20 protein-coding genes are annotated in these 24235 nt (G+C 65.8%); 17 read left to right on the forward strand and 3 right to left on the reverse strand.

Annotation, left to right across the window (positions count from 1 at the left end; genetic code table 11):
- Positions 1–47 precede the first annotated feature (47 nt).
- The 3 genes from proS to IVA88_RS19790 all read left to right on the forward strand — a co-directional run bounded on the left by proS (position 48) and on the right by IVA88_RS19790 (position 3432).
- On the forward strand, positions 48–1367 hold the full coding sequence (proS, locus tag IVA88_RS19780; protein WP_247498880.1) for a proline--tRNA ligase: 1320 nt from the start codon (positions 48–50) through the stop codon (positions 1365–1367).
- A 72-nt stretch (positions 1368–1439) separates the two neighbouring features.
- Positions 1440–2720 (forward strand): lipoprotein-releasing ABC transporter permease subunit, encoded by a 1281-nt coding sequence (locus IVA88_RS19785; RefSeq protein WP_247498881.1) that lies wholly within the window; start codon positions 1440–1442, stop codon positions 2718–2720.
- Between the two features lie 7 nt (positions 2721–2727).
- Positions 2728–3432 (forward strand): ABC transporter ATP-binding protein, encoded by a 705-nt coding sequence (locus IVA88_RS19790; RefSeq protein WP_247498882.1) that lies wholly within the window; start codon positions 2728–2730, stop codon positions 3430–3432.
- Positions 3433–3535: 103 nt separating this feature from the next.
- Here the strand turns inward: IVA88_RS19790 and IVA88_RS19795 are convergent, their stop codons facing one another.
- Positions 3536–4603 (reverse strand): zinc-binding alcohol dehydrogenase family protein, encoded by a 1068-nt coding sequence (locus IVA88_RS19795; protein WP_247498883.1) that lies wholly within the window; start codon positions 4601–4603, stop codon positions 3536–3538.
- A 106-nt stretch (positions 4604–4709) separates the two neighbouring features.
- Here IVA88_RS19795 and IVA88_RS19800 point away from each other — a divergent pair, with 106 nt between their 5' ends.
- Complete coding sequence (locus IVA88_RS19800; protein ID WP_247498884.1) at positions 4710–5483, forward strand: helix-turn-helix transcriptional regulator; 774 nt, start codon at positions 4710–4712, stop codon at positions 5481–5483.
- Positions 5484–5824: 341 nt separating this feature from the next.
- The gene (gene map, locus IVA88_RS19805; protein ID WP_247500355.1) at positions 5825–6574 is read left to right on the forward strand and encodes a type I methionyl aminopeptidase; all 750 of its coding nucleotides are present in this window, start codon (positions 5825–5827) and stop codon (positions 6572–6574) included.
- Positions 6575–6629: 55 nt separating this feature from the next.
- On the opposite strand, the gene IVA88_RS19810 is transcribed toward map, so the two are convergent.
- Together IVA88_RS19810 and IVA88_RS19815 are read right to left on the reverse strand one after the other, a co-directional pair.
- Positions 6630–7964: an MFS transporter gene (locus tag IVA88_RS19810; protein WP_247498885.1), complete on the reverse strand. Its 1335-nt coding sequence runs from the start codon at positions 7962–7964 to the stop codon at positions 6630–6632.
- Between the two features lie 159 nt (positions 7965–8123).
- On the reverse strand, positions 8124–8441 hold the full coding sequence (locus tag IVA88_RS19815; RefSeq protein WP_247498886.1) for a DUF3551 domain-containing protein: 318 nt from the start codon (positions 8439–8441) through the stop codon (positions 8124–8126).
- Between the two features lie 253 nt (positions 8442–8694).
- Between IVA88_RS19815 and IVA88_RS19820 the strand changes: the two genes are divergently transcribed.
- The 12 genes from IVA88_RS19820 (at position 8695) to dxr (ending at position 24203) form a co-directional block, all read left to right on the forward strand.
- On the forward strand, positions 8695–9423 hold the full coding sequence (locus IVA88_RS19820) for an outer membrane beta-barrel protein (protein WP_247498887.1): 729 nt from the start codon (positions 8695–8697) through the stop codon (positions 9421–9423).
- Between the two features lie 480 nt (positions 9424–9903).
- Positions 9904–13407, forward strand: a complete 3504-nt coding sequence (gene dnaE / locus IVA88_RS19825) for a DNA polymerase III subunit alpha (RefSeq protein ID WP_247498888.1) — start codon at positions 9904–9906, stop codon at positions 13405–13407.
- 115 nt (positions 13408–13522) lie between these two features.
- Complete coding sequence (locus IVA88_RS19830) at positions 13523–14053, forward strand: DUF2846 domain-containing protein (protein WP_247500356.1); 531 nt, start codon at positions 13523–13525, stop codon at positions 14051–14053.
- 157 nt (positions 14054–14210) lie between these two features.
- Complete coding sequence (locus IVA88_RS19835; protein ID WP_247498889.1) at positions 14211–14891, forward strand: carbonic anhydrase; 681 nt, start codon at positions 14211–14213, stop codon at positions 14889–14891.
- A gap of 228 nt (positions 14892–15119) precedes the next feature.
- Positions 15120–17612, forward strand: coding sequence for a caspase family protein (locus tag IVA88_RS19840; RefSeq protein WP_247498890.1), 2493 nt, complete (start codon positions 15120–15122; stop codon positions 17610–17612).
- A 221-nt stretch (positions 17613–17833) separates the two neighbouring features.
- A complete protein-coding gene (locus IVA88_RS19845) occupies positions 17834–18823 on the forward strand; it encodes a 30S ribosomal protein S2 (RefSeq protein WP_007603625.1) in 990 nt (329 codons plus the stop codon).
- Positions 18824–18955: 132 nt separating this feature from the next.
- Positions 18956–19879 (forward strand): translation elongation factor Ts, encoded by a 924-nt coding sequence (tsf, locus tag IVA88_RS19850; protein WP_247498891.1) that lies wholly within the window; start codon positions 18956–18958, stop codon positions 19877–19879.
- Positions 19880–19939: 60 nt separating this feature from the next.
- Positions 19940–20656 carry a UMP kinase gene (pyrH, locus tag IVA88_RS19855; protein WP_247498892.1) on the forward strand — a complete coding sequence of 239 codons (717 nt, stop codon included), beginning with the start codon at positions 19940–19942 and terminating at the stop codon, positions 20654–20656.
- Between the two features lie 64 nt (positions 20657–20720).
- The gene (frr, locus tag IVA88_RS19860; protein ID WP_007603628.1) at positions 20721–21284 is read left to right on the forward strand and encodes a ribosome recycling factor; all 564 of its coding nucleotides are present in this window, start codon (positions 20721–20723) and stop codon (positions 21282–21284) included.
- 93 nt (positions 21285–21377) lie between these two features.
- Positions 21378–22136, forward strand: coding sequence for an isoprenyl transferase (locus IVA88_RS19865; protein ID WP_247498893.1), 759 nt, complete (start codon positions 21378–21380; stop codon positions 22134–22136).
- Positions 22133–22975 carry a phosphatidate cytidylyltransferase gene (locus IVA88_RS19870; RefSeq protein WP_247498894.1) on the forward strand — a complete coding sequence of 281 codons (843 nt, stop codon included), beginning with the start codon at positions 22133–22135 and terminating at the stop codon, positions 22973–22975. Before IVA88_RS19865 ends, IVA88_RS19870 begins: the two co-directional genes overlap by 4 nt.
- A 4-nt stretch (positions 22976–22979) precedes the next feature.
- Positions 22980–24203, forward strand: coding sequence for a 1-deoxy-D-xylulose-5-phosphate reductoisomerase (dxr, locus tag IVA88_RS19875; protein ID WP_247498895.1), 1224 nt, complete (start codon positions 22980–22982; stop codon positions 24201–24203).
- Positions 24204–24235 lie beyond the last annotated feature (32 nt).

Here is a 24235-nt window from a genome sequence, read left to right on the forward strand (position 1 = left end):
CCAATCCGGTTTCACTGCAAGCCGTCACTGATTCCTCGAGTATTGCCATGCGGTTGTCGCGGTTCTTTCTGCCCATTCTGAAGGAAAATCCGAAAGAGGCGGAGATCGTCTCGCATCGGCTGATGCTGCGCGCGGGCATGATCCGGCAGGAGGCCGCCGGCATCTATGCCTGGCTGCCGCTCGGCTTTCGCGTCTTGAAGAAGATCGAACAGATCGTGCGGGAGGAGCAGGACCGCTCCGGCGCGCTTGAACTGTTGATGCCGACGCTCCAGCTTGCCGACCTCTGGCGTGAGAGCGGCCGCTACGATGCCTATGGCCCCGAGATGCTGCGCATCGCCGACCGCCACAAGCGCGAGCTGCTGTACGGGCCGACCAACGAGGAAATGATCACCGAGATCTTCCGCGCTTACGTCAAGTCCTACAAGAGCCTGCCGCTGAATCTGTATCATATCCAATGGAAATTCCGCGACGAGCAGCGTCCGCGCTTCGGCGTGATGCGCGGCCGCGAATTCCTGATGAAGGACGCCTATTCGTTCGACCTCAACGAAGCCGCAGCGCGCGTCGCCTACAACAAGATGTTCGTCGCGTACTTGCGCACCTTCGCGCGGATGGGGCTGAAGGCGATCCCGATGCGCGCCGAGACCGGCCCGATCGGCGGCGATCTCAGCCACGAGTTCATCGTGCTCGCCGAGACCGGTGAATCCGGCGTTTTCATCAATCGCGACGTGCTGGACCTGCCGGTACCGGGCGAGGACGTCGACTATGAGAGCGATTTGACGCCGATCATCAAGCAATGGACCTCGGTCTATGCGGCGACGGAAGACGTTCACGATGCCGCGCGCTTCGAGCAGGAAGTGCCCGCGGATAAGCGGGTGAACACGCGTGGTATCGAGGTCGGGCAGATCTTCTATTTCGGCACGAAGTATTCCGACGCGATGAAGGCGCTGGTAGCGGGCCCCGACGGTGTCGATGTGCCGATCCACGGCGGCTCCTACGGCGTCGGCGTCTCGCGCCTGCTCGGTGCCATCATCGAGGCCTGCCATGACGATGCCGGCATCAAATGGCCGGAGGCCGTTGCCCCGTTCCGCGTGTCGATTCTCAACCTCAAGCAGGGCGATGCCGCGGTCGATGCGGCTTGCGAGAAGCTCTACGCGGAGCTGTCCGCCAAGGGCGTCGACGTGCTCTACGATGACACCGACCAGCGCGCCGGGGCCAAATTCGCCGCCGCCGACCTGATTGGCATCCCCTGGCAGATCATGATCGGGCCGAAGGGGCTCGCCGACGGCAAGGTCGAGATCAAGCGGCGCAGCGACGGCGCGCGGGAGACGATGTCGCCTGCGGACGCGGTCGCCCGCCTGGTCGGCTGAATAGTGTTCATCGCGCGATAGTGGGCCGGTAATCCGGCCACATTTGACCCCGAATCATGGGATTATCGAGCGATGGATGAAACCATGACTGAGACCGTACAAACCGCGCCTTTTGCGCCATTCGAGTGGATGCTGTCGGCGCGCTACTTGCGGGCGCGCCGCAAGGAGGGATTCATCTCGGTCATCGCCGGGTTCTCGTTCCTCGGCATCATGCTGGGCGTGGCGACGCTGATCATCGTCATGGCCGTCATGAACGGCTTCCGCAAGGAGCTGCTCGACAAGATCCTCGGGCTCAACGGCCACATCCTGGTGCAGCCGCTGGAGTCGCCGCTGACCGACTGGAAAGACGTCGCCGACCGTCTCAGCCAGGTCCAGGGCATCCGGCTCGCAGCGCCCGTGGTGGACGGCCAGGCGCTGGCGTCATCGCCGTGGAACGCTTCGGGCGTCCTGGTGCGCGGCATCCGCTCCGACGACCTCAACAACCTCACCTCGATCGCCAAGAACATCAAGCAGGGCTCGCTCGAGGGCTTTGACGACGGGCAGGGGGTCGCGATCGGACGGCGCCTCGCCGACCAGCTGTCGCTGCACGCCGGCGACAGCATCACGCTGGTGGCGCCGAAGGGCGCAGTCACGCCGATGGGCACAACACCGCGCATAAAACCGTACAAGATCGCTGCGGTGTTCGAGATCGGCATGTCCGAGTATGATCTCGGCTTCGTGTTCATGCCGCTCGCGGAGGCGCAGGCCTACTTCAACCGCAGCAACGACGTCACCTCGATCGAGGTCTTCACCACCAATCCGGATCAGATCGTCGCGTTCCGCCAGGCCGTGACGGAGGCGGCGGGCCGGCCGGTGTTCCTGGTGGACTGGCGCCAGCGCAACTCCACCTTCTTCAATGCGCTCCAGGTCGAGCGCAACGTGATGTTCCTGATCCTCACCATGATCGTGCTGGTCGCGGCGCTCAACATCGTCTCCGGCCTGATCATGCTGGTGAAGGACAAGGGCAGCGACATCGCGATCCTGCGCACGATGGGGGCCTCGCAAGGCTCGATCATGCGCATCTTCCTGATCACGGGCGCCTCGATCGGCGTGGTCGGTACGATGGTCGGCTTCTTCGTCGGGCTGCTGATCTGCCTGAACATCGAATCGATCAGGCAGTTCCTGTCCTGGCTGACCAGCACCGAACTGTTTTCGCCAGAGCTCTATTTCCTGTCGAAGCTGCCCGCCGAGATCGACATCGGCGAGACCTCGGCCGTCGTCATCATGGCGCTGACGCTGTCGTTCCTGGCAACGCTGTATCCGTCCTGGCGCGCCGCACGCCTCGATCCCGTCGAAGCGCTGCGGTACGAGTGAGGGGCTGATGGAGAGCCAGCAGGGGGCGGAAGATGTGCCGGTCATTTATCTCCACGAGATAAAGCGGCAGTACTTGCAGGGCGAGGTGCCGCTGACGATCCTCGACGGCGCCAAGCTCGCGCTGTGGGCGGGCCAGTCCGTGGCGCTGGTGGCGCCGTCGGGCTCGGGCAAGTCGACGCTGCTCCACATTGCGGGGCTGCTGGAAGCGCCCGATTCCGGCGAGGTCTACGTCAACGGCGCGCCGACCTCGCAACTTCCCGACATCGAGCGAACCCAGCTTCGCCGCACCGATATCGGTTTCGTCTACCAGTCCCACCGCCTGCTGCCGGAGTTCTCGGCGCTGGAGAACGTCATGCTGCCGCAGATGATCCGCGGCCTCAAGAAGTCCGAGAGCGTCAAGCGCGCCAAGGAGATCCTGGGCTATCTCGGCCTCGGCGAGCGCATCACGCATCGTCCATCCGAGCTGTCGGGCGGCGAGCAGCAGCGCGTCGCGATCGCGCGCGCGGTGGCCAATGCACCGCGGGTGCTGTTTGCGGACGAGCCGACCGGCAATCTCGATCCGCACACGGCGGACCACGTCTTCCAGGCCCTGATGCAGCTCGTCAAGGCGACCAGGGTCTCTATGCTGATCGCGACCCACAACATGGAGCTCGCCGGCCGCATGGACCGCCGCGTGTCGCTGTCGAACGGCCAGGTCATCGAGCTCGAGTAACGTCACCGAGCTCGACTAAAAAAGCGCGAAAACAACCCCATGCACAGTAGCCAAGTGCATGGCCGGACTGACGAAAAAAATGGCGCCGGCACTCTCGGGGCGTTCAAGGCCGGATCACCGTCAATTTGAAGGGTCCGCCATTCGCTGCGGCGTGTTCGACCGCCTCGTTGGCATGGTCGAGATCGAAGGCCGTGGCCTCGTACTCCTCCAGCCGGAGCAGTCCAGCACGCACCAGCGCGATCAGGCGGCCTGCGGCATCCGGCGGGTACATCCAGACGCCGTGGATGCTGACGCAGTTGCGCATGATCCAGGGATAGGGCAGCTCGAGGCCCGCGCCGACGCCGCCCATCAACACGACGCGGCCGTAAGGGCGCACCGTCATGATCGCCGCGCGCACCACATTCGTGCTCACCGAGGGCGGCATGATGTCGAGCACGCAGTCGATCGGCCCGGAAGCTGCGCGCTTCATGCTCTCGCGGTCGTCGTCCTCGTTGCCGGAGAGCCTGACCGGCTTCACGCGATCGCCAAAGCGGCGGACGAGGTCGGCGAGGATAGCCTCGTTGCGGCCGGGCGCGACCACGCAAGCAGCCCCCATCGCGAGCGCGACCGAGACGGCCGCGCTGCCGAAATTGCCGGTGGCCCCGCTCACCAGCACGGTCTCGCCGGGCTGAAGGTTGGCGGCGAGGAAGCCGCCATAGGGCACCAGTAGCGTCCCCAGCGCGCACCATCGCGTGGCGTCCTCCGGCGTGATCGTACCGATCCGTTTGACGTTCTCCGTCGGCACCCGCATCTGCTCGGCAAACGAGCCGTGGCGAAAATGCTGTTGCAGGCGCATGCCGCCTGCACCGGCGGCGGTCAGCCCTTGCAGGGCGATGTCGGGCGCAATGGCATCATCGCGCGAACGCACCGTCGGGTCGCAGAACACCCAGTCCCCGATTGCGAGTTTGGTTGCGTCCGGGCCGATGGCGCGCACCCGGCCGATGCAGCCAGGCCCCGGGATGATCGGCAGGTCGAGCGCATAGTTGCGCACCCCGCTGAAGACCTCGTTCATGTAGGACAGCACGCGCGTGGCGACGACGTCGACGATGACCTCGCCGGTCCCGAGCACCGGTTCAGGGGCATTCTCGAGCGCAAGCGGAGATCCAAGGGATTTAAGTACGGCGGCTTTCATGGTGGTCACCTCAGGTTCGGGTGAACGGTATATGCGCCCGGCTTGAAAGCGCGGGAAGGCCTGGTATTATCCTAGTACTTTGCTGGCCCTCCTTGAAAGCGTCACCATGGCCGATCCACGCCGCGTCGAATTCGGCGACTTCCTCAGGTCCCGCCGCGAAAAGCTGTCGCCGAAGATGGTCGGGCTTCCCGCTGGCCGGCGGCGGCGCACCGCAGGGCTGCGCCGCGAGGAGGTCGCGCAGCTCGCCGGCATCGGCGTCGACTGGTACATCCGACTCGAGCAGGGCCGCACGGTCAGCCCCTCGGTCACCACCGTCGACGCATTGGCCCGCGCGCTGCGCCTCAGCAAGACCGAGCATGCCCATCTCAAGGCGCTGGCCCGTGACGGCGACAAGCGCGCGTTCACGCGCGAGATCGTGCCAGCGCCCGTCCGGCGGATGATCGAGAGCCTGACGCAGCCGGCCTATGTCACGGGGCGGCGCTGGGACGTGCTGGCCTGGAATGCGGCGGCCGAGGAGATATTCGGGTTCGGACAATTGCCCGAGCAGGATCGCAACACGCTGTTGCTGGTGATGACCAACAAGCAGACCCGAAAATTCTATGGTGCCGGCTGGGCCGACGTCGCCAAGAGCATGGTCGCGATGTTTCGTGCCACTCACGACGTCTGGGCCGGCGATCCCGCCTTCACGGAATTGCTGACGCGGCTGCGCGAAGGCAGTCCGGAGTTCGTTAAATGGTGGGAAGCGCACGATATCCGCAGCACCGCCGCGGGCCTCAAGACCATGAACCATCCGACCAAGGGTGTGCTCCGGTTCGAGCACACGAGCTTTCAGGCCAATGACGATCCGGCGCTGAAGCTGGTGATCTACACGCCGGTGTAGATTGCGGAAGCATAGGCCCGAGCTCGTCACCTATGACGGTCGATGATCCGAAGGAGCCGGTCCCAGGACGTCTCGATCCTATTGTGGGAAGGTGTGGCGACGCCCAGCAACAGGCCGGATCGCGCCGAAGCCGCGGACTCATGCCATTGCGACAGGGGCGTGGGCGCCAATCCAAACGATACCCGTCAAGTCGACGTCGAATTTCGACATTTCCGCTTTGCCGTCGGGTGTCAGCGTGGTTTCGCGGACATGACGGGATATGAACGCGTTTTGGAAACGACCGCTCCCGTTTGCAAGCCGCCTTCACAAGCGCTATGTCCCGGCTTTCGGAAGAGCCTGACATGACAATCTCGGATGACAACGACCTCACGCGCCTGAAAGAGATCGGACGCATCGTCGCCAATACCCTGGAGGCAATGGGGAAGGCGCTCGAGCCGGGCATGACCACCGCCGAGCTCGACCAGATCGGGCGAACACTGCTGGAGGCTGCCGGCGCACGTTCGGCTCCGGAGCTGGCCTACGACTTTCCCGGGGCGACCTGCATCAGCGTGAACGAGGAGATCGCTCACGGCATCCCGGGTGATCGGCGGATCGCGCGTGGCGACCTCGTGAACATCGATGTTTCAGCCGAGAGGAACGGCTTCTTTGCGGATACGGGAGCCTCGTTCGCCGTTCCCCCCGTCACCCGCGCGGTCGAACGTCTTTGCAGGGATGGAAGGCGGGCGATGTGGACGGGCGTGCGGCAGGTTGGAGCGGACAAACCGATTGCCGGGATCGGTCAGGCCATCGGGACCTTTGCGCGGAAGAACGGTTACAGCCTGGTCAGGAATCTTGCCAGTCACGGTGTCGGCCTGTCGCTGCATGAGGAGCCGACGGAGATCGCAACGTGGCCCGATCGCTCCGAACGCCGCGTCATGAGCGAAGGCCTCGTGTTCACCGTCGAGCCGTTCCTGTCCCTTGGCGCCGAATGGGCACAGGATGGCGATGATCCATGGACGCTCTACAGCAGCCCCGAAGCGCCGACCGTTCAATACGAACACACGGTGATCGCAACCCGAAGCGGACCGTTGATCGTTACGCTGGCCGGCTAAGGTCGCCCAGGTTACAGCCGAGACGCCTCACGCATGCCCCCGACGAGAGGCGACCTCAAGCCACGGGATCCCGGGCAGCATCCGAACGGTTTCGAACGTCGGGCGCCAGCGGCGGTGCACGTCTCCCCGGAGGATTCGCCGGTGGGGCCGCGTTGCTTCCTGAGCCGACATCGCGCGGCGCAGACTTGGCGTCCACAGATCTGGCGTCGCGATAGGCGACGATCCAGATCAGGAAACCCAGAACCGCCAGCGCGGCGCCGACGGGACCCGTGGAGGTCCACCCCAGCCCCTCGCGAATGGCGAGGCCGCCGAGGAACGGGCCGAGCGCATTGGCAGTGTTGAACGCCGAATGGTTGAGTGCGGCGGCGAGCGCCTGCGCGTCTCCCGCGACGTCCATCAGCCGCGTCTGGAGGATGGCTCCGAGCGAGACGCTGGCGCCGATGGCGAAGACGTCTGCGGCCAGCGCCCAAGGATTGCCGGCGGCAAGCGGAAACACTGAGAGGGCGAGCGCTGAGAACAGCAGAATGCAGCCCGCTGTCGGCATCAGCGCGCGGTCGGCAAAGCGCGGCACGAACAGATTGCCGAGCGTGGCGCCGATGCCGAACACGGCCAGAAAAAACGGAATGACCGCGGGGCTGACCTTGGTCACCTCGAGCAGCGTCGTCGCCAGATAAGTGTAGACGGCGAACATCCCGCCGAAGCCGATGGCGCCGATCGCCAGCGTGATCCAGACGCGGCCGCTTCGCAGCGCGCCGAGCTCTCGCAGCGGATCGGACCGGCCAGCCTGGTCGCGCGGCGCGAACAGGGCGCACAGCAGCACCGTGAGCAACGCCAGCACCGACACCAGGCCGAAGCTCGCGCGCCAGCCGACCGCCTGCCCAATCAGATTGGCCAGGGGCACACCGACGATGGTGGCGCCGGTCAAGCCGAGCATCACCTGGCCGATCGCCTGCGAGCGGCGACGTTGAGGGACCAGCGAGGCTGCGACCAGCGCTGCGATGCCGAAATAGGCGCCATGCGGCAATCCCGAGACAAAACGCGCCGCGACCATCCAGCCAAAGCCCGGCGCCAGCGCAGTCAGGGCATTGCCGAGCGCGAACACGGCCATCAGGACCAATAGCTGCGCGCGCCGCGCCAGTCGCGCGCCAAGCACGGCGATCAGCGGGGCGCCCAGCACGACGCCGAGCGCGTAGGCGCTGATCGCGTGTCCCGCGGTCGGCTCGTCGATCCCGAGATCGGCGGCGAAGAACGGCAACAGGCTCATCGATGCGAATTCGGTGGTCCCGATCGCAAAGCCGCCCATCGCGAGCGAGAACAGGACGATGGCGAGATGATGGGGCGCGGAGGCTGCGGTCGCGCGGGGCGAGGTCGCTTGCTGCGATGTCGTCATGTGTCCTGCAATGGTGGCGTCAACGGGAACCAGCCCAGCGAACGTCGCCACCCCTGCAAGATTTCTCCGTCGTACTTAAGCCCGGATCAGCTTGCGTCAACACTGGAAGCTCAACGCAAGGCAGGCCGCATATCAGCGTCCCGGTGAGCGCGGCGCATCTCAGCGCGAGAGATAGCCCGCCGGATAACCGGGCACCTGCGCGCGCGGCCTGTTCTGATACGCGTAGGGGTCATCGCTCTGGCCCGCGAAATACGGGTTCGCGATGCAGGTGAGGGCGCGGCCCGACGCGCTCGCCTGGCACTGCGCATAACTGTCGAACGTGCAATTGCTCAGCCCCGGCCATTCATCGCCGGTCAGGCAGAAGGCATGGTGAGTGCCGAATGCAGCCGCCGGCGTGCTTACGCCGAGCGTGAGCGCAAATGTGGCGAGCGCGAGCGAAAATATGGCGACAATGGGGAGAGCGATTCGTCGGCGCATTTCGATTCTCCAATCACGCGAATGTGCGCGCGACGTTGTTACGCGCGCGTGCTGCGTATGTCGTGTAATCGACATTGGAACCCATGAAAACTCTTGTTTCAAAGGGTTTCCAGCGCGCGCTGATAAACCTTCATTAATGAAGCGCGGCCCTTTGGAGCGAACTGTGGCGTCGCGGCTACAGCAATTCCGTCGAGCGCTGTTATGACGACGGCACGGCCCGGGGGCCTAACGACGAAACTGGAACGGGAATCAAATGAACAAGAATCTGTTGCTTGCTGCTGTGAGCCTTGTCGCGCTCGGCGCGGCTGCACCGGCGGTGGCTGCTGACCTCGCTGCGCGGCCTTACACCAAGGCGCCCGCGATGGTCGCCGCGATCTACGATTGGAGCGGCTTCTACATCGGCGTCAACGGCGGCGGCGGTTCCGCCCATTCGACCTGGGATCTCGTCGGCGGTGGCCGCGAGGGTTCGCACGATGCGACCGGCGGCACGGTCGGTGGCCAGATCGGCTACCGCATGCAGTCGGGCCAGTGGGTGTTCGGCATCGAAGGTCAGGGCAACTGGGCTGACTTCTCGGGCGACAACGTCAGCGCGATCCCGGGGTTCGGGACTCGCAACCGTTCGCGGATCGACTCGTTCGGTCTGATCACCGGTCAGATCGGCTACGCCTGGAACAACGTCCTGGTCTACGCGAAGGGCGGCGCTGCAGTGGTCGGTGGCAAGTACGACGTCTACAGCACCGCCACCGGCGCCCTGTTGTCCTCGAACGACCAGACCCGTTGGGGTGGCACGATCGGCGCCGGCCTCGAGTACGGTTTCGCGCCGAATTGGTCGGTTGGCGTCGAGTACAACCACATCTTCCTGCAGGACAAGGACGTCACCTTCGCAGGCCTGGCGGGCACCGATCGCATCCGTCAGGACGTCGACATGGGCCTCGTCCGCCTGAACTACAAGTTCGGCGGCCCGAGCCTCGGCCGGTACTGAGTGAAAAACTGATATCGATCGCTCGACTTCGAGCGGTTGGCGAAAGCCCCGGCCATCGGCCGGGGCTTTTTGTTGTCCGACTTCAGCGGGTTAACCATTCCGTTTCGAGGCGGCTGAGATGGCTTGACTCCGGAGAACGAAATGAGAACAATGTTCTTCATACGTTCTAGCCATGGAGCACGCCATGTTCAGGATTTTCGTCGAAGAAGCCGCCGCACTGGCCTCGATCGCGCTGTTTGTCGGGATGATCGCAATCTGGGCCCAGGTGCTCCCGCAGCTCTAGGCGCGGAGGCCGCCTTCTTGAGTGCCGCTTTCAGTGGCCTTGGGGAAAACCGGGACGACGCGGCCGATCAGCCGCTCCGGCGTGGACTCTGGCAGCGTGACGTCCCACCATTGTGAGGCGAGTCGGGCGAGCGAGGGCAGGATGCCTCCGGTGCTGGCGACCGCTCCATCTCATCTGCAAGAGGCCTTCACGCGACCATGCCGAGCGCCGGATTTGTCCACCTTCACGTTCACTCGGCCTATTCGCTGCTCAAGGGCTCGATCAAAATCGCCAAGCTCGCCGAGCTTGCGAAAAAGGACCATCAGCCGGCGCTGGCGCTGACCGACACCGACAACATGTTCGGCGCGCTGGAGTTCTCCGACAAGATGGCGGGCTCCGGCATCCAGCCGATCGTCGGCTGCGAGCTCGCGATCGACTTCGGCGACCAGGATTCCAATGCGCGCAATGCGCTTCTGCCCTCGCGCGTGGTGCTGCTGGCTGCGCAGGAGCGCGGCTACCGCAGCCTGATGCGGCTGAACTCGCGCGCGTTCCTGGAGACGCCCGACACCCATGCTCCCCACATCAAGTTCGACTGGCTCGAAGGTGAGACCGAAGGCCTGATCGCGCTGACCGGCGGTCCGGACGGGCCGATTTCGCTGGCGCTTGCCGGCGGTTATGCCGAGCTCGCGGCGGCGCGCTGCGAGCGTCTGGCCAGCCTGTTCGGGGACCGCCTCTACATCGAATTGCAGCGCCACAACACCGAGAAGGAGCGGCGGGTCGAGAGCGGCCTGATCGACATCGCCTACACCAAGGGCCTGCCGCTCGTTGCGAGCAACGAGCCGTATTTCGCTGCGACCGACGATTACGAGGCCCATGACGCGCTGCTCTGCATCGCCGGCGGGCGGCTGATCGCGGAGACCGAGCGCGAGCAGCTCACGCCCGATCACCGTTTCAAGACCCGCGCTGAAATGGCGGTGCTGTTCGCCGACATTCCGGAGGCGCTGGCCTCGACGGTGGAGATCGCCGAGCGCTGCTCGTTCCGCCCGATGACGCGCAAGCCGATCCTGCCGTTCTTCACGGTCGGCGCTGCCGCAAGCTCCGATGCCGCCGCGGTCGAGGCGACCGAATTGAAGCGGCAGGCCGAGGAGGGGCTCGCCAACCGCTTGCGCGTGCACGGCCTGTCGCAAGGCACGAAGGAAGAGGATTACAACGCGCGTCTGGCGTTCGAGCTCGACGTCATCATGCGCATGAAATACGCGGGCTACTTCCTGATCGTGGCCGATTTCATCAAATGGGCGAAGGGCCAGGGCATTCCGGTCGGGCCGGGCCGCGGCTCCGGCGCGGGCTCGCTGGTTGCGTGGGCGCTGACCATCACCGACCTCGACCCGATCAAATTCGGCCTGCTGTTCGAGCGCTTCCTCAATCCGGAACGCGTCTCGATGCCGGACTTCGACATCGACTTCTGCCAGGACCGGCGCGGCGAGGTGATCAAGTACGTCCAGGAGCGCTACGGTCGCGACCAGGTCGCGCAGATCATCACCTTCGGTACACTGCAGGCCCGCGGCGTGCTGCGCGACGTCGGCCGCGTGCTGCAGATGCCCTACGGCCAGGTCGACAAGCTCACGAAGCTCGTGCCGCAGAATCCGGCCGCGCCGGTGACGCTGGCCGCCGCGATCGAGAGCGAGCCGAAGCTCCAGGCGTTTCGCGACGAAGACCCGGTGGTGGCGCGCGCCTTCGACATCGCGCAGCGCCTCGAAGGCCTCACCCGCCACGCCTCCACGCACGCGGCCGGCATTGTGATCGGCGATCGCCCCCTGAGCGAACTCGTGCCGATGTATCGCGATCCCAAATCCGACATGCCGGTGACCCAGTTCAACATGAAATGGGTCGAGCCCGCCGGCCTCGTGAAGTTCGACTTCCTCGGCCTAAAGACGCTGACCGTGCTCGACGTTGCGTGCAAACTGCTCAAGCCGCGCGACATCCATGTCGACCTCGCGACGCTGCCGATCGACGATGCCGAAAGCTACCAGATGCTGGCGCGCGGCGAGGTGGTCGGCGTGTTCCAGGTTGAAAGCCAGGGCATGCGGCGCGCGCTGGTCGACATGCGCCCCGACCGTTTCGAGGACATCATCGCGCTGGTCGCGCTCTATCGACCGGGTCCGATGGCCAACATCCCGACCTATTGCGCGCGCAAGCACGGCGACGAGGAGCCGGAATATCTCCACCCCGTGCTGGAGCCGATTCTCAAGGAGACCTTCGGCGTCATCATCTACCAGGAACAGGTGATGCAGATCGCGCAGGTGATGTCGGGCTACTCGCTCGGCGACGCCGACCTGCTGCGCCGCGCCATGGGCAAGAAGATCCGCGCCGAGATGGAGAAGCAGCGCGAGATCTTCGTCGCCGGTGCGGTGAAGAACGGCGTGCCGAAGGGGCAGGCCGACACCATTTTCGAGCTGCTGGCGAAATTCGCCGATTACGGCTTCAACAAGAGCCACGCGGCGGCCTACGCGCTGGTGTCCTATCATACCGCCTACATGAAGGCGCATTATCCGGTGGAGTTCATCGCGGCGTCGATGACGCTCGATCTCAACAACACCGACAAGCTCTCCGAATTCCGCGCCGAGGCGCAGCGCCTCGGCATCAAGGTCGAGCCGCCGAATATCAATCGCTCAGGCGCGACCTTCGAGGTGGGCGACAAGACCATCTACTACGCGCTCGCGGCGCTGAAGGGCGTCGGCATTGCGGCCGTCGAGCAGATCATCGCTGAGCGGACCGAAAACGGCCTGTTCACCTCGCTCGCCGACTTTGCCGCGCGGGTCTCGCCGCGCGCGATCAACAAGCGCATCATCGAAAGCCTCGCCGCCGCGGGCGCCTTCGACACGCTGGAGCCGAACAGGGCGCGGGTCTTCGCCGGCGCGGACTCCATCCTTGCCGCATGCCAGCGGGCGAACGAAGCTGAGACCATCGGCCAGAACGACATGTTCGGCAGCTCGACCGACGCGCCGACCATCATGCTGCCGCAGATCGAGCCGTGGTTGCCGGCCGAGCGGCTGCGCCGCGAATATGACGCGATCGGCTTCTTCCTGTCGGGACATCCGCTCGACGATTACGCCACCGTGCTGAAGCGGCTGCGCGTACAGTCCTGGGCCGAGTTCTCGCGCGCGGTGAAGACCGGCGCCACCGCCGGCAAGGTCGCGGCCACCGTGGTGTCGCGCATGGAGCGGCGCACCAAGACCGGCAACAAGATGGGCATCATGGGGCTCTCTGATCCTACGGGTCACTTTGAGGCGGTGCTGTTCTCCGAAGGCCTCGCGCAATATCGCGACGTGCTGGAGCCGGGCGCCGCCGTGCTGCTCCAGCTCGGCGCCGAGCTCCAGGGCGAGGACGTCCGCGCCCGCGTGCTCCACGCCGAGCCGCTGGACGAGGCCGCGGCCAAGACGCAGAAGGGTCTGCGCATCTTCGTGCGCGACACCAAGCCGCTGGACTCGATCGCTAAGCGTCTGGCCGCTCCCGACATGGCGGCTTCGAACGGTGCCGCGCCGAAAGTCGGCAGTCCCGGCACGGCGCCGCGCTCCAACGGCGACGGCGAGGTCTCGCTGGTGATGATGCTCGACCTCGAGACGGAGGTCGAGATGAAGCTGCCCGGCCGCTTCAAGGTCTCCCCGCAGATCGCCGGCGCCATCAAGGCGGTCGCGGGCGTCGTGGACGTGCAGCAGCTCTAGCCGCCCATCGCGAATGCACCTATCGCTCCGATCCGAGCGGGTAGGGGCGGCGACGTCGTTGCAACCAGACGATGTTTTCGGCTAACATGCGTCCGGGGAATTTCTCGGGGGCGTGATGTTGATGTTAGTGCGTGGGCTGTTGCTGCTGGTGACCGCAGCGCTGCTGTGCGGGTGTGAGACGACGGCGAGGAGCGGGCTGGATTATTCGGAGACGCTGCGCAAGGTCGGGCCGCCGAAGGCCGGCCAAACGCGCATCGTTGTGCTTCGCGAAAAAGGCTATGGCGGTCTCGCCGATGCCGGCTGGGAATTTCGCCTCGACGGCGCCCCGCTCACAGGTCTGAAGACCGGGACTTATGTCTATGTCGATCGCCCGGCCGGTCAACATCAGTTCGTGGCGGAGGAGGCCGGCTTTCCCGGCGTCACCCGCATCGATTTTTCCGCGCGTTCGGGCGAGACCCTGTTTTTCGCTGCACGCATGAGCGAGCGCAAGAATGCCGTCATCGCAAATGCGAGCACGGGATTGCTGGGCTACGGCCTCACGCTCGCGATGACCTCCGGCTACAAGAACCAGGGACCGATGGATTTCCTGGCGCTGGACGAAACGGCGGCGAGGACAACGATTGCCGAACTGAAACTGGCGCAATAGGGCAGAACTCGGCCGTCAAGGTTCGTGACGCCATCGTAGCCGGGATGTAGGGTGACGCGTCTGCACTGATCTTCCTGAAACAGCCGGGGAACGAACAATGTGCGAGAAATGCTCTGAAGATCGCTCCAATCAAACTGTGCCCTCGCGGCGGTCCGCGATGTTGCTAGGTGCCTCGGCGCTTGGCCTCGCCTTATCCGGCAGAGCCTTCGCCAAGGAGGCCAAGGCGCCGCCCAAACCGGAAAACGTGCTGTCGCCCGACGCATCATTGAAGCGCCTGATGGAAGGCAATGCGCGTTATGTCGACGGCGTGTCGCGGCGGCATGATTTCAAGCACGAGCGCGAGGCGCTGGCCGGCGGGCAGAACCCGTTCGCCGCCGTGCTGAGCTGCGCCGATTCGCGCATCGCGCCGGAATATGCCTTCGACACCGGTCGTGGTGATTTGTTCGTCTGCCGCGTCGCCGGAAATTTCGCCGGCACCGAGACCGTCGCCAGCATGGAATACGCGGTGGCCGTGCTGAATGCGCCGCTGATTCTCGTGCTAGGCCATGACGCTTGCGGCGCGGTCGACGCCACGCTGAAGGCAATCAAGGACAACAAGCCGCCGCCGGGCCATATCCCCTCGCTGGTCGATGCGATCGCGCCCGCCGCCAAGGCTGTGATGCAGCAAGGTGGAGACGTCCTCGACAAAGCGATCCGGCAGAACGTGATCGACAACGTCGCGAAGCTGAAATCGGCAGCCCCGATCCTCAACGCAGCCGTGGAGCAGGGCAAGCTGAAGGTCGTCGGCGGCATCTACCGGCTCACGACGGGAACGGTCGACCTGATCGCGCTGGTCTGACGAGCTGATCGGCTCGTGCCGGTTTGTCGTCGCGAGGCTGACGCGAAGCTGACGCAGGCGCCTGGCGTTGGCACCCGGCGCCATGTCATCGCCTCAATCCAAGCCTTTCGTTGTTGGGCCTTTCGTTATCCAGGCTTTCGTTGTCCAGCCTTTCGTTCAAGCGCCATTCAGCTGGCCGCGCGCCTGATGCGCGGCGGTATCTCGACAACAATAGCGGGCAAGCAAGCCATGCGTGGGACGCTCAGAGCCTTCATCTGCCTTCTCCTGCCAATCGCGGTCCTTGCCGCGGGCGCGCCGGATCCGGCGCGTGCGCAGCAGCAGGAAAAGCGCATCGCACTCGTGGTCGGCAACGGCGCCTATGCCAAGTCGCCGCTGGCGACGACCGCCAACGATGCGGGCCTGATCGCGCAGACGCTGCAAGCGGCGGGTTTCGACGTCGTCGGCGCCCGCGATCTCGACGGCGACACGCTGCGCAAGAGTTTTCGCGACTTCATCCAGAAGGCGCAGGCCTCCGGCCCCGGCACCGTCGCGATGATCTATCTCGCCGGCTACGGCGTGCAGCTTGCGGGTGAGAACTATTTCATCCCGGTCGATTCCAACATTACCCGCGACACAGACATTCCGACCGAGGGCTTGCGCATCAGCGACTATGAGCGCCAGCTCGCATCCGTTCCGCTCAAGGCCAACATCGTCGTGCTCGACGCTGCGCGGGCGCAGCCCTTCGTGGAGGGCGGCCAGCAGATCGCGAGCGGACTTGCGCTGGTCGAGCCCGACGCCAACATGCTGATCGCGTTCAACGCCGCACCCGGCACGGTGGCCCCCGCGGAGCCCGGACCTTACGGCATCTATGCGCAGTCGCTGGCCGAGATGATCCGCACCGGCGGCCTGCCGCTGCCTGACGTGTTCGACCGCGTTCGCCTGCGCGTCAACGAGGCCAGCAAGGGCGCGCAGGTGCCCTGGAACGAGCAGAAGATTTCCGCGCCATTCTCGTTCTTCGAGCGCGGGCCCGATGCGCCGCCGCCGGAGGCCGCACCCGACCAGGTCGCCGCGATCCGCAACAAGCCGATCCGCGATCTCGGCGTGCAGGATGCCTATGCCGCCGCGCTCACGCGCGACACGCTGCCGGCCTACGAGGAGTTTCTCGCCGCCTATCCGGGCGACCCGCTGTCGAAGCGCGTGATGGCGATCGTCGCGGCGCGCCGCGAGGCCATCACATGGCGGCGGACCTATCGCACCGACACGCCGGAAGCCTATTGGTCGTATCTGCGTCGCTATTCGCGCGGTCCGCACGCGGCGGATGCGCGCCGGCGCCTGGCGATTCTCACCGCACCGGCCGAGCCGCCGCCGAGCTTCGCGATGATCGACTACGACGTGCCGCCACCGCCGCCGGAGGAGGTGGTCTATGTCGACCGTCCCGTGCTGTATTTCAGCGATCCCGATTTTGGCTTCGCGCCGCCACCACCGCCGCCGGTCTACTATCTGCCGCCGCCGCCGCCCGACTTTGTCGTGCTGGAGCCGCCGCTGCCCGTGGTCGGGCTGTTCGTGCTGCCGCAGCCGATGTTCGTGCCGATCCCTGTGTTCGTCAGGCCACCGATCTATGTCGCGCCGCCGCCGAACAACATCATCTATCAGAACATCCATAATACGACGGTGATCAACACGGTGATCAACCGGCCGCCGGCGCCGTCGGCGGGTGCGGGGACTGGACCGGGCAATCTCGCGCCGGCCGTTGCCGGCCGCGCCAACCCGGCCGGTCCAGCCATGCCGCAGGCGGCCGTGCAGCGCGCCGCCCTGATCCAGCAGGGCAAGGCTCCGATGCCGCCGAGCGCAACGATGCAGCCGACGGCGAGGCCAGGAACGCCTCCGGCAACGTCGGCCAATGTCGCGCCGACCGGTACGCCACCTGCCGCGCCACCGGCCAGGCTGCCCCAGGCCAACACGCTGCCGATTCCTGGTGCCCATGGCGGGCCGCCGACGCCAGCGGGGGCAGGGCCTCTACCGGGCGGCAGACCTGGGCTGCCGACCGCCACTGCACCCGGCGCACCGCCGCCGACCCATCCGGGGGGGCCGACGACTGCTGCTCCCGGCACCACGCTGCCGGCTCATCCCGGTGCACCGACCGCTGCCGCGCCGACGACAGCTACGCCGACCACGGCAAACCCGGCCGGGGCGCCCGGGCAACCGCAGAAGCCGCCGGTGGCCCAGACCGCGCCCGGGACACGGCCTGGGGAACATGACAGGTCCGCCACCCGCGAGCCGGCTGGCTCGCCGTCTGCTGCCCGCACGCCTCCCGGCGCAGCTGGACGACCGGTCACGCCGCCGCCCTCGACCGTGCGGGAGCCGATCAGGCAGCAGAATCAGCCGTCTGCTGCTCCTGCGCAGGCTGCCCGGCCGTCGGCACCACCACCGCGGCCTCAGGCCGTGGCGAGACCGACACCTCCGCCGCCAGCGGCCGTGGCGCGTCCGGCAGCGCCGCCTCCGCCGCGTATTGCACCGCCGCCACCGGCCCGGGTGGCTCCGCCCGCGGCGGTCGCCCGGCCGGCGCCGCCGCCCATCGCGCGAGCCGCGCCACCACCGCCAATGGCCCGGCCGGCGCCACCGCCGCCGCCCCGGATGGCTGTCGCGCCGCCGCCTCCGCCGCGCCCGGCAGCGCCTCCGCCGCGTCCCGCGGCTCCGCCGCCAGCGGCAAAGAAGTGCCCGCCGAACCAGCCCAGATGCTAGTCAGACGCTAGGGCGCGGCTTGGTCTTTACCGAAGGGGGCCTCCCGCGGGCGAAAGCCGCCCCGAAAGGCCCTTATTTCCTTGCTTCTGGCCGAGATCGCGCTATACACCGCGCCATCTCACACGGAAGCATGGCTCACAAGGCCGTCCGGTGGCAGCCGGGGCGACAACGCTCTGTTCTGCTCACACGCTTCCGGAGGAACCAACCGGAGAATTAGAACGATGGCACTACCCGATTTCACTATGCGCCAGCTCCTCGAAGCCGGCGTGCACTTTGGTCACCAGTCTCACCGCTGGAATCCGAAAATGGCTCCGTTCATTTTCGGCGCTCGCAACAACATCCACATCGTCGATCTCGCGCAGACCGTGCCGTTGCTGCATAACGCCTTGCAGGCGGTCAGCGACACCGTCGCCAAGGGCGGCCGCATCCTGTTCGTCGGCACCAAGCGCCAGGCTCAGGACGGCGTTGCCGACGCGGCCAAGCGCTGCGCGCAGTACTTCGTCAATTCGCGCTGGCTCGGCGGCACGCTGACCAACTGGAAGACGATCTCGGGCTCGATCAAGCGCCTGCGTCACCTCGACGACGTGCTCGCCGGCGGCGATGCCTCCTCCTACACCAAGAAGGAGCGCCTGACGCTTCAGCGCGAGCGCGACAAGCTCGACCGCTCGCTCGGCGGCATCAAGGACATGGGCGGTCTGCCGGACCTGATCTTCGTGATCGACACCAACAAGGAAGACATCGCGATCCAGGAAGCCCAGCGGCTCAACATCCCGGTCGCCGCGATCGTCGACACCAATTCGGATCCGAAGGGCATCACTTACGTGGTGCCGGGCAATGACGACGCCGGCCGCGCGATCGCGCTCTATTGCGACCTGATCGCGCGCGCAGCAATTGACGGCATTTCGCGCGCGCAGGGCGATTCCGGCATCGACGTCGGCGCTTCGGTTCGGCCGGTTGCAGAAGAGCTGCCCGCCACCAGCGGCTTCCAGGGCCTCGCCGGTCCGCGCGGCACTTCCGACGACCTCAAGAAGCTCCCGGGCGTGTCGGGCGCGATCGAGAAGAAGTTCAACGACCTCGGCATCTTCCACTTCTGGCAGCTGGCCGAGCTCGATCACGACACCGCGCACAAGATCGGCGAAGAAGTCGGCCTGCCGAGCCGCGCGGACGCCTGGGTGGCCAAGGCCAAGGCGCTGACCGCGGAAGCGGAATAGTCAAAAAAGAGCGATGGGTTGGCCGGACAAGCTCCGGCCACCATTTCAGTTGACGCGAATTCCTGAGATGGACCGCGGCGAGGCGATCGGGCCGCGCCGCGGCAAACCGGCAGGCAAAAAGGATTCTCAACGATGGCAACGATCACAGCTGCGATGGTCAAGGACCTGCGCGAGTCGACCGGCGCAGGCATGATGGACTGCAAGGCCGCGCTGACCGAAAACGACGGCAACATGGAAGCGGCGCAGGATTGGCTGCGCAAGAAGGGCCTGTCGAAGGCTGCCAAGAAGTCGGGCCGCGTCGCCGCCGAGGGTCTCATCGGCGCGCTTACCAAGGGCAACAAGGGAGTCGTGGTCGAGGTCAATTCCGAGACCGACTTCGTCGCGCGCAACGGCCAGTTTCAGGGCCTCGTCAAGATGGTCGCCCAGGTCGCATTCGACGTCGGCGCCGATGTCGAGAAGATCAAGGCCGCCAAGATCGGCGACGTCACGGTCGAAGCCGCGATCAATGACGCGATTGCCACCATCGGCGAGAACATGACGCTGCGCCGCGCAGCTTCGCTCGAAGTCAGCCAGGGCGTGGTGTCGAGCTACGTCCACGGCGCGGTCGTCGATGGCGCCGGCAAGATGGGCGTGATCGTGGCGCTGGAATCGCCCGGCAAGGTCGACGAGCTCGCAACGCTTGGCCGCCAGATCGCGATGCATGTCGCGGCTACCAACCCGCTGGCGCTCGATCCGTCCGGTCTCGATCCGGCGGTCGTCAAGCGCGAGAAGGACGTGCTTGCCGACAAATATCGCCAGCAGGGCAAGCCCGAGAACGTGATCGAGAAGATCGTCGAGTCCGGCCTCAAGACCTACTACAAGGAAGTCTGCCTGCTCGAGCAGGCCTTCATCCACGACACCGGCAAGTCGGTGGCGCAGGCAGTGAAGGAAGCCGAAGGCAAGGTCGGCGGCGTGGTGAAGATCGCGGGCTTTGTGCGCTATGCTCTCGGTGAGGGAATCGAGAAGCAGGAAAGCGACTTCGCGGCCGAGGTCGCGGCGGCCAGCGGCAAGAAGTAAGCGCCGGAACGTTCCTTCCGGCGTGCCGCCGGAAGCGGTGCCCGGACAAGGAAAGTGCTCATGACTGATCCGGTCTATCGTCGCGTCGTGATCAAGCTGTCCGGCGAATATCTCGCGGGACCGCAGGGCTTTGGCATCGACCAGCCGACCATCGATCGGGTTGCCGACGATCTGATCGCGGCGCGCCATCTCGGCACCGAAGTCGCCGTCGTGATCGGCGGCGGCAACCTCTTTCGCGGCGTCGAGGTCTCCTCGCGCGGCGTGTCGCGCCCCACCGGCGACACCATGGGCATGCTCGCCACGATGATGAACTGCCTCGCGCTCGAAGCCACCATCGAGCGCAAGGGCACGCCGGCGCGCACGCTGTCGGCCTTCGTCATGCCGGAGATTTCCGAGCTGTTCACGCGCTCCGCGGCGCACAAATACCTCGCGGAAGGCCGGATCGTGCTGCTCGGCGGCGGAACCGGTAATCCGTTCTTCACCACCGACACGACCGCGGTCCTTCGCGCCGCCGAGATCGGCGCCCAGGCCGTGCTGAAGGCGACCAACGTCGACGGCGTCTACTCGGCCGACCCGAAGAAGGATCCGGCCGCGACGCGATTCGACCGCCTGACCCATTCGCAGGCGATCGAGGGCGGCTACAAGGTGATGGATGCGACCGCCTTCGCGCTTGCCCGCGAGACGTCGCTGCCTATCATCGTGTTCTCGATCGCGGAGCCGGGTTCGATCGGCGCTGTACTGCGTGGCGGCGGCCACGGAACCATCGTCGCCGGCTGACGGCTCGTCGTTGCGCCCTGAGTGGGGTGCGGAGAGGTCGCCGGGATTTTGAAGGAGAAACGTGATGGCCACGGATAATTTCGACCTCAACGAAGTGAAGCGCCGCATGCAGGGCGCCATCCAGTCGCTCAAGCACGAACTTGGTGGCCTGCGCACCGGTCGCGCCTCCGCCTCGATGCTCGACCCGGTGCAGGTCGACGCCTATGGCAGCCATATGCCCCTGAACCAGCTCGCCACCGTCAGCGTGCCGGAGCCGCGCCTGATCTCGGTGCAGGTCTGGGACAAGTCGATGGTCAAGGCGGTGGAGAAGGCGATCGTCGATTCCAATCTCGGCCTGTCGCCGGCGACCGAAGGCCAGGTGCTGCGCCTGCGCATCCCCGAGCTCAACGAGGAGCGTCGCAAGGAGCTCGTCAAGGTCGCGCACAAATACGCGGAAGCCGCCAAGGTCGCCGCCCGCCATGTCCGCCGCGACGGCCTCGACGTTCTCAAGAAGCTCGAGAAGAATCACGAGATGTCCGAGGACGATCAGAAGCGCCACGCCGACGAGGTGCAGAAGGCGACCGACGGCACGATCTCAGAGATCGACCAGCTGCTGGCCGCCAAGGAAAAAGAAATCCTCACCGTCTAAAGCGCGATGGATCGCGCTTTAGGTTATCGTTCGCGCATGATCTTTTCGGAAAACCGCTTCGCACTTTTCCGGATCATGCTTTAAGGCAGCCTCATGTCCAACGCCGCAGCGCCCGCAACGGAAGGACCCGATCGGTCCGACGCGCCTGCGCATGTTGCCATCATCATGGATGGCAACGGGCGTTGGGCGGCCGCGCGTGGCTTGCCACGGGCGGAAGGCCATCGCCGCGGCGTGGAGGCCCTGCGCCGCGTGGTTCGCGCGTCGCATGAGCTTGGCATCCGCTATCTCACCATCTTCTCCTTCAGCTCGGAAAACTGGTCGCGCCCGGCGAGCGAGATCGGCGATCTCTTCGGCCTGCTCCGCCGCTTCATCCGCAATGATCTGGCGAGCCTGCATCGCGACGGCGTCAAGGTGCGCATCATCGGCGAGCGCGACGGACTGGAAGGCGACATCTGCGCACTCCTCAACGAGGCGGAGGAATTGACGCGCGACAACACGCGCCTCACGCTCGTTGTCGCTTTCAACTACGGTTCGCGGCAGGAGATCGCGAAGGCGGCCCAGAAGCTCGCGCGCGAAGTCGCCGAGGGCCTGCGCAATCCTGAAACGATCGACGCCGAGACACTGGCGACGCATCTCGACGCCCCCGACATTCCCGATCCCGATCTCATCATCCGCACCAGTGGCGAGCAGCGCCTGTCCAACTTCCTGATGTGGCAGGCGGCCTATAGCGAGCTTGTCTTCGTGCCGATCCACTGGCCCGATTTCGACAAGGCGGCGCTGGAAGGCGCAATCGCCGAATTTGCCAGGCGCGAGCGCCGTTTCGGCGGCCTGGTCGCGAAAACCGCCTCGTGAGCGAACCCGACGCCGCACCGGCCGGCTCTAAGCCTGCCCCGAGCAATCTCGTGATGCGAGTCCTCGCAGCGCTGGTGCTGGCGCCACTCGCCATTGCGCTCGCTTATGCCGGCGGCTGGCTATGGGCGCTCCTCGTCACCTTGGTGTCGATCGGACTGTTCGCGGAATGGCTGATGGTGGTGGGCGCGGGATCGGTCGCGCTGACCGGGGCAGGGACCATCGTCATCGCCATGATGGGATCCTGCGTCGCCTTCGGCGCTCTGAAGACCGCCGTCATCACCGGCCTGATTGGCGGTGCACTCGTGACGGTGATCGCGCGGGGCAAGTTCGTCTGGGCGGCCTCCGGTTTCGCCTATGCATCGGCCGCTCTGCTGGCTTCGATCCTGCTGCGGCAGGATCTCGTGAACGGCTTCGCCGCGCTGATGTTCGTGCTGCTCGTGGTGTGGGCGACCGACATCGGCGGCTATTTCGCCGGCCGCAGCATCGGCGGACCAAAGCTGTGGCCGCGGGTGAGCCCGAAGAAGACCTGGTCAGGGGCGCTCGGCGGCTTTGCCGCGAGCCTTTTGGTCGCGGCCGTCTTTGCCGCTTGCGGTCTCGGAAAGATGGCTCCATTGCTGCTCGTCAGCGCGGTCCTGTCGGTCGTGTCGGCCTGCGGCGATTTGTTCGAATCCGCGGTGAAGCGGCGCTTCGATGTCAAGGATTCCAGTCACTTAATTCCCGGCCACGGCGGGCTACTGGACCGCCTGGACGGTTTTGTCGCTGCCATCCTGGTGGCATGGATTATCGGCTTTCTCCGCCATGGTGTGCATAGCGCCGGAAGCGGTCTTATGGTTTGGTGAAAATATGAGCGCGGTTCCATTGCGTAACAACAAGGCTGCGGCGTCGGCCGTCCGCAGCGTCACGGTTCTCGGCGCCACCGGATCGATCGGCGACAGCACGATGGATTTGCTGCGCGCCTCTCCCGAGCGCTACCGTGTCGAGGCGCTGACGGCGAACAGCAACGTCAAGGCGCTGGCAAAGCTCGCGAAGGAGTTTTCCGCGCGCTTCGTCGCGATCGCCGACACCTCCAAGCTTGCCGAGCTCAAGGCTGCACTCGCGGGCACCAGCACCGAATGCGGCGCCGGCGAAAGCGCGGTGATCGAGGCCGGCGCGCGTCCGGCCGATTGGGTGATGGCCGCCGTGAGTGGCGCCGCCGGACTGAAGCCGGCGCTGGCGGCGGTGGATCGCGGCGCGCATGTCGCGCTCGCCAACAAGGAATGCCTCGTCTGCGCCGGCGATTTCTTCATGCAACGCGCCGCGAAGGCTGGCGCCTGCATCCTGCCGGCGGATTCCGAGCACAACGCGCTGTTCCAGGCGCTCGGCTCAGGCAATCGCGACGAGCTCGTCCGTGTCATCATCACGGCCTCCGGCGGCCCGTTCCGGACCTGGAAGCCTGCCGACATCGAGCAGGCGACACTCGAGCAAGCCCTGAAGCATCCGAACTGGAGCATGGGCCAGAAGATCACGATCGATTCCGCCTCGATGATGAACAAGGGACTCGAGGTGATCGAGGCCTCCTATCTGTTCGCGCTGAGCCCGGACGAGATCGACGTCCTCGTTCATCCGCAGTCGATCATCCACGGCATGGTTGAGTTCTCCGATCGCTCGGTCGTGGCCCAGCTCGGCTCACCCGACATGCGCACGCCGATCGCGCATTGCCTTGGCTGGCCCGACCGCATCAAGGGCCCGGCGGCCAAGCTCGACTTGGCGAAGATCGGGCAGCTGACCTTCGAAGCGCCGGATTTCGAGCGCTTCCCCGGGCTGCGCCTCGCCTTCGATGCGCTCCGGACCGGGAAGGGGGCGACCACTGTCTACAACGCCGCCAACGAGGTCGCGGTCGCCGCCTTCATCGCCGGCAAGATCCGGTTCGGCGCGATTGCCCGGCTGGTGGAAGCAACGCTGGACGATTGGATCCGCGGCGGGAACCAGGCTCCGCTGACGTCAGCCGACGATGCAATCTCTGTTGACCATGTTGCGCGAAATAGAGCTGCCGCCCTATTGCCTCAAATTGCCTTAAAGGCATCCTAGATGGTTCGGGGCCAGGGCCTTGCGGCGCTGGA

Origin of the sequence: Bradyrhizobium sp. 149 (assembly GCF_023073915.1) — a bacterium.
Lineage (GTDB): Bacteria > Pseudomonadota > Alphaproteobacteria > Rhizobiales > Xanthobacteraceae > Bradyrhizobium.

Excerpts from the sequence above, each read along its gene's own strand:
- IVA88_RS19800 (WP_247498884.1), top strand. The coding sequence starts at position 4,710 with ATGGCCGATCCACGCCGCGTCGAATTCGGCGACTTCCTCAGGTCCCGC.
- frr (WP_007603628.1), top strand. The coding sequence starts at position 20,721 with ATGGCCACGGATAATTTCGACCTCAACGAAGTGAAGCGCCGCATGCAG.
- pyrH (WP_247498892.1), top strand. The coding sequence starts at position 19,940 with ATGACTGATCCGGTCTATCGTCGCGTCGTGATCAAGCTGTCCGGCGAA.
- IVA88_RS19785 (WP_247498881.1), top strand. The coding sequence starts at position 1,440 with ATGGATGAAACCATGACTGAGACCGTACAAACCGCGCCTTTTGCGCCA.
- dnaE (WP_247498888.1), top strand. The coding sequence starts at position 9,904 with ATGCCGAGCGCCGGATTTGTCCACCTTCACGTTCACTCGGCCTATTCG.
- IVA88_RS19830 (WP_247500356.1), top strand. The coding sequence starts at position 13,523 with ATGTTGATGTTAGTGCGTGGGCTGTTGCTGCTGGTGACCGCAGCGCTG.
- IVA88_RS19840 (WP_247498890.1), top strand. The coding sequence starts at position 15,120 with ATGCGTGGGACGCTCAGAGCCTTCATCTGCCTTCTCCTGCCAATCGCG.
- IVA88_RS19810 (WP_247498885.1), bottom strand. The coding sequence starts at position 7,964 with ATGACGACATCGCAGCAAGCGACCTCGCCCCGCGCGACCGCAGCCTCC.
- IVA88_RS19790 (WP_247498882.1), top strand. The coding sequence starts at position 2,728 with ATGGAGAGCCAGCAGGGGGCGGAAGATGTGCCGGTCATTTATCTCCAC.
- IVA88_RS19845 (WP_007603625.1), top strand. The coding sequence starts at position 17,834 with ATGGCACTACCCGATTTCACTATGCGCCAGCTCCTCGAAGCCGGCGTG.
- IVA88_RS19820 (WP_247498887.1), top strand. The coding sequence starts at position 8,695 with ATGAACAAGAATCTGTTGCTTGCTGCTGTGAGCCTTGTCGCGCTCGGC.
- IVA88_RS19815 (WP_247498886.1), bottom strand. The coding sequence starts at position 8,441 with ATGCGCCGACGAATCGCTCTCCCCATTGTCGCCATATTTTCGCTCGCG.
- IVA88_RS19835 (WP_247498889.1), top strand. The coding sequence starts at position 14,211 with ATGTTGCTAGGTGCCTCGGCGCTTGGCCTCGCCTTATCCGGCAGAGCC.
- map (WP_247500355.1), top strand. The coding sequence starts at position 5,825 with ATGACAATCTCGGATGACAACGACCTCACGCGCCTGAAAGAGATCGGA.
- dxr (WP_247498895.1), top strand. The coding sequence starts at position 22,980 with ATGAGCGCGGTTCCATTGCGTAACAACAAGGCTGCGGCGTCGGCCGTC.
- IVA88_RS19865 (WP_247498893.1), top strand. The coding sequence starts at position 21,378 with ATGTCCAACGCCGCAGCGCCCGCAACGGAAGGACCCGATCGGTCCGAC.
- proS (WP_247498880.1), top strand. The coding sequence starts at position 48 with ATGCGGTTGTCGCGGTTCTTTCTGCCCATTCTGAAGGAAAATCCGAAA.
- tsf (WP_247498891.1), top strand. The coding sequence starts at position 18,956 with ATGGCAACGATCACAGCTGCGATGGTCAAGGACCTGCGCGAGTCGACC.
- IVA88_RS19795 (WP_247498883.1), bottom strand. The coding sequence starts at position 4,603 with ATGAAAGCCGCCGTACTTAAATCCCTTGGATCTCCGCTTGCGCTCGAG.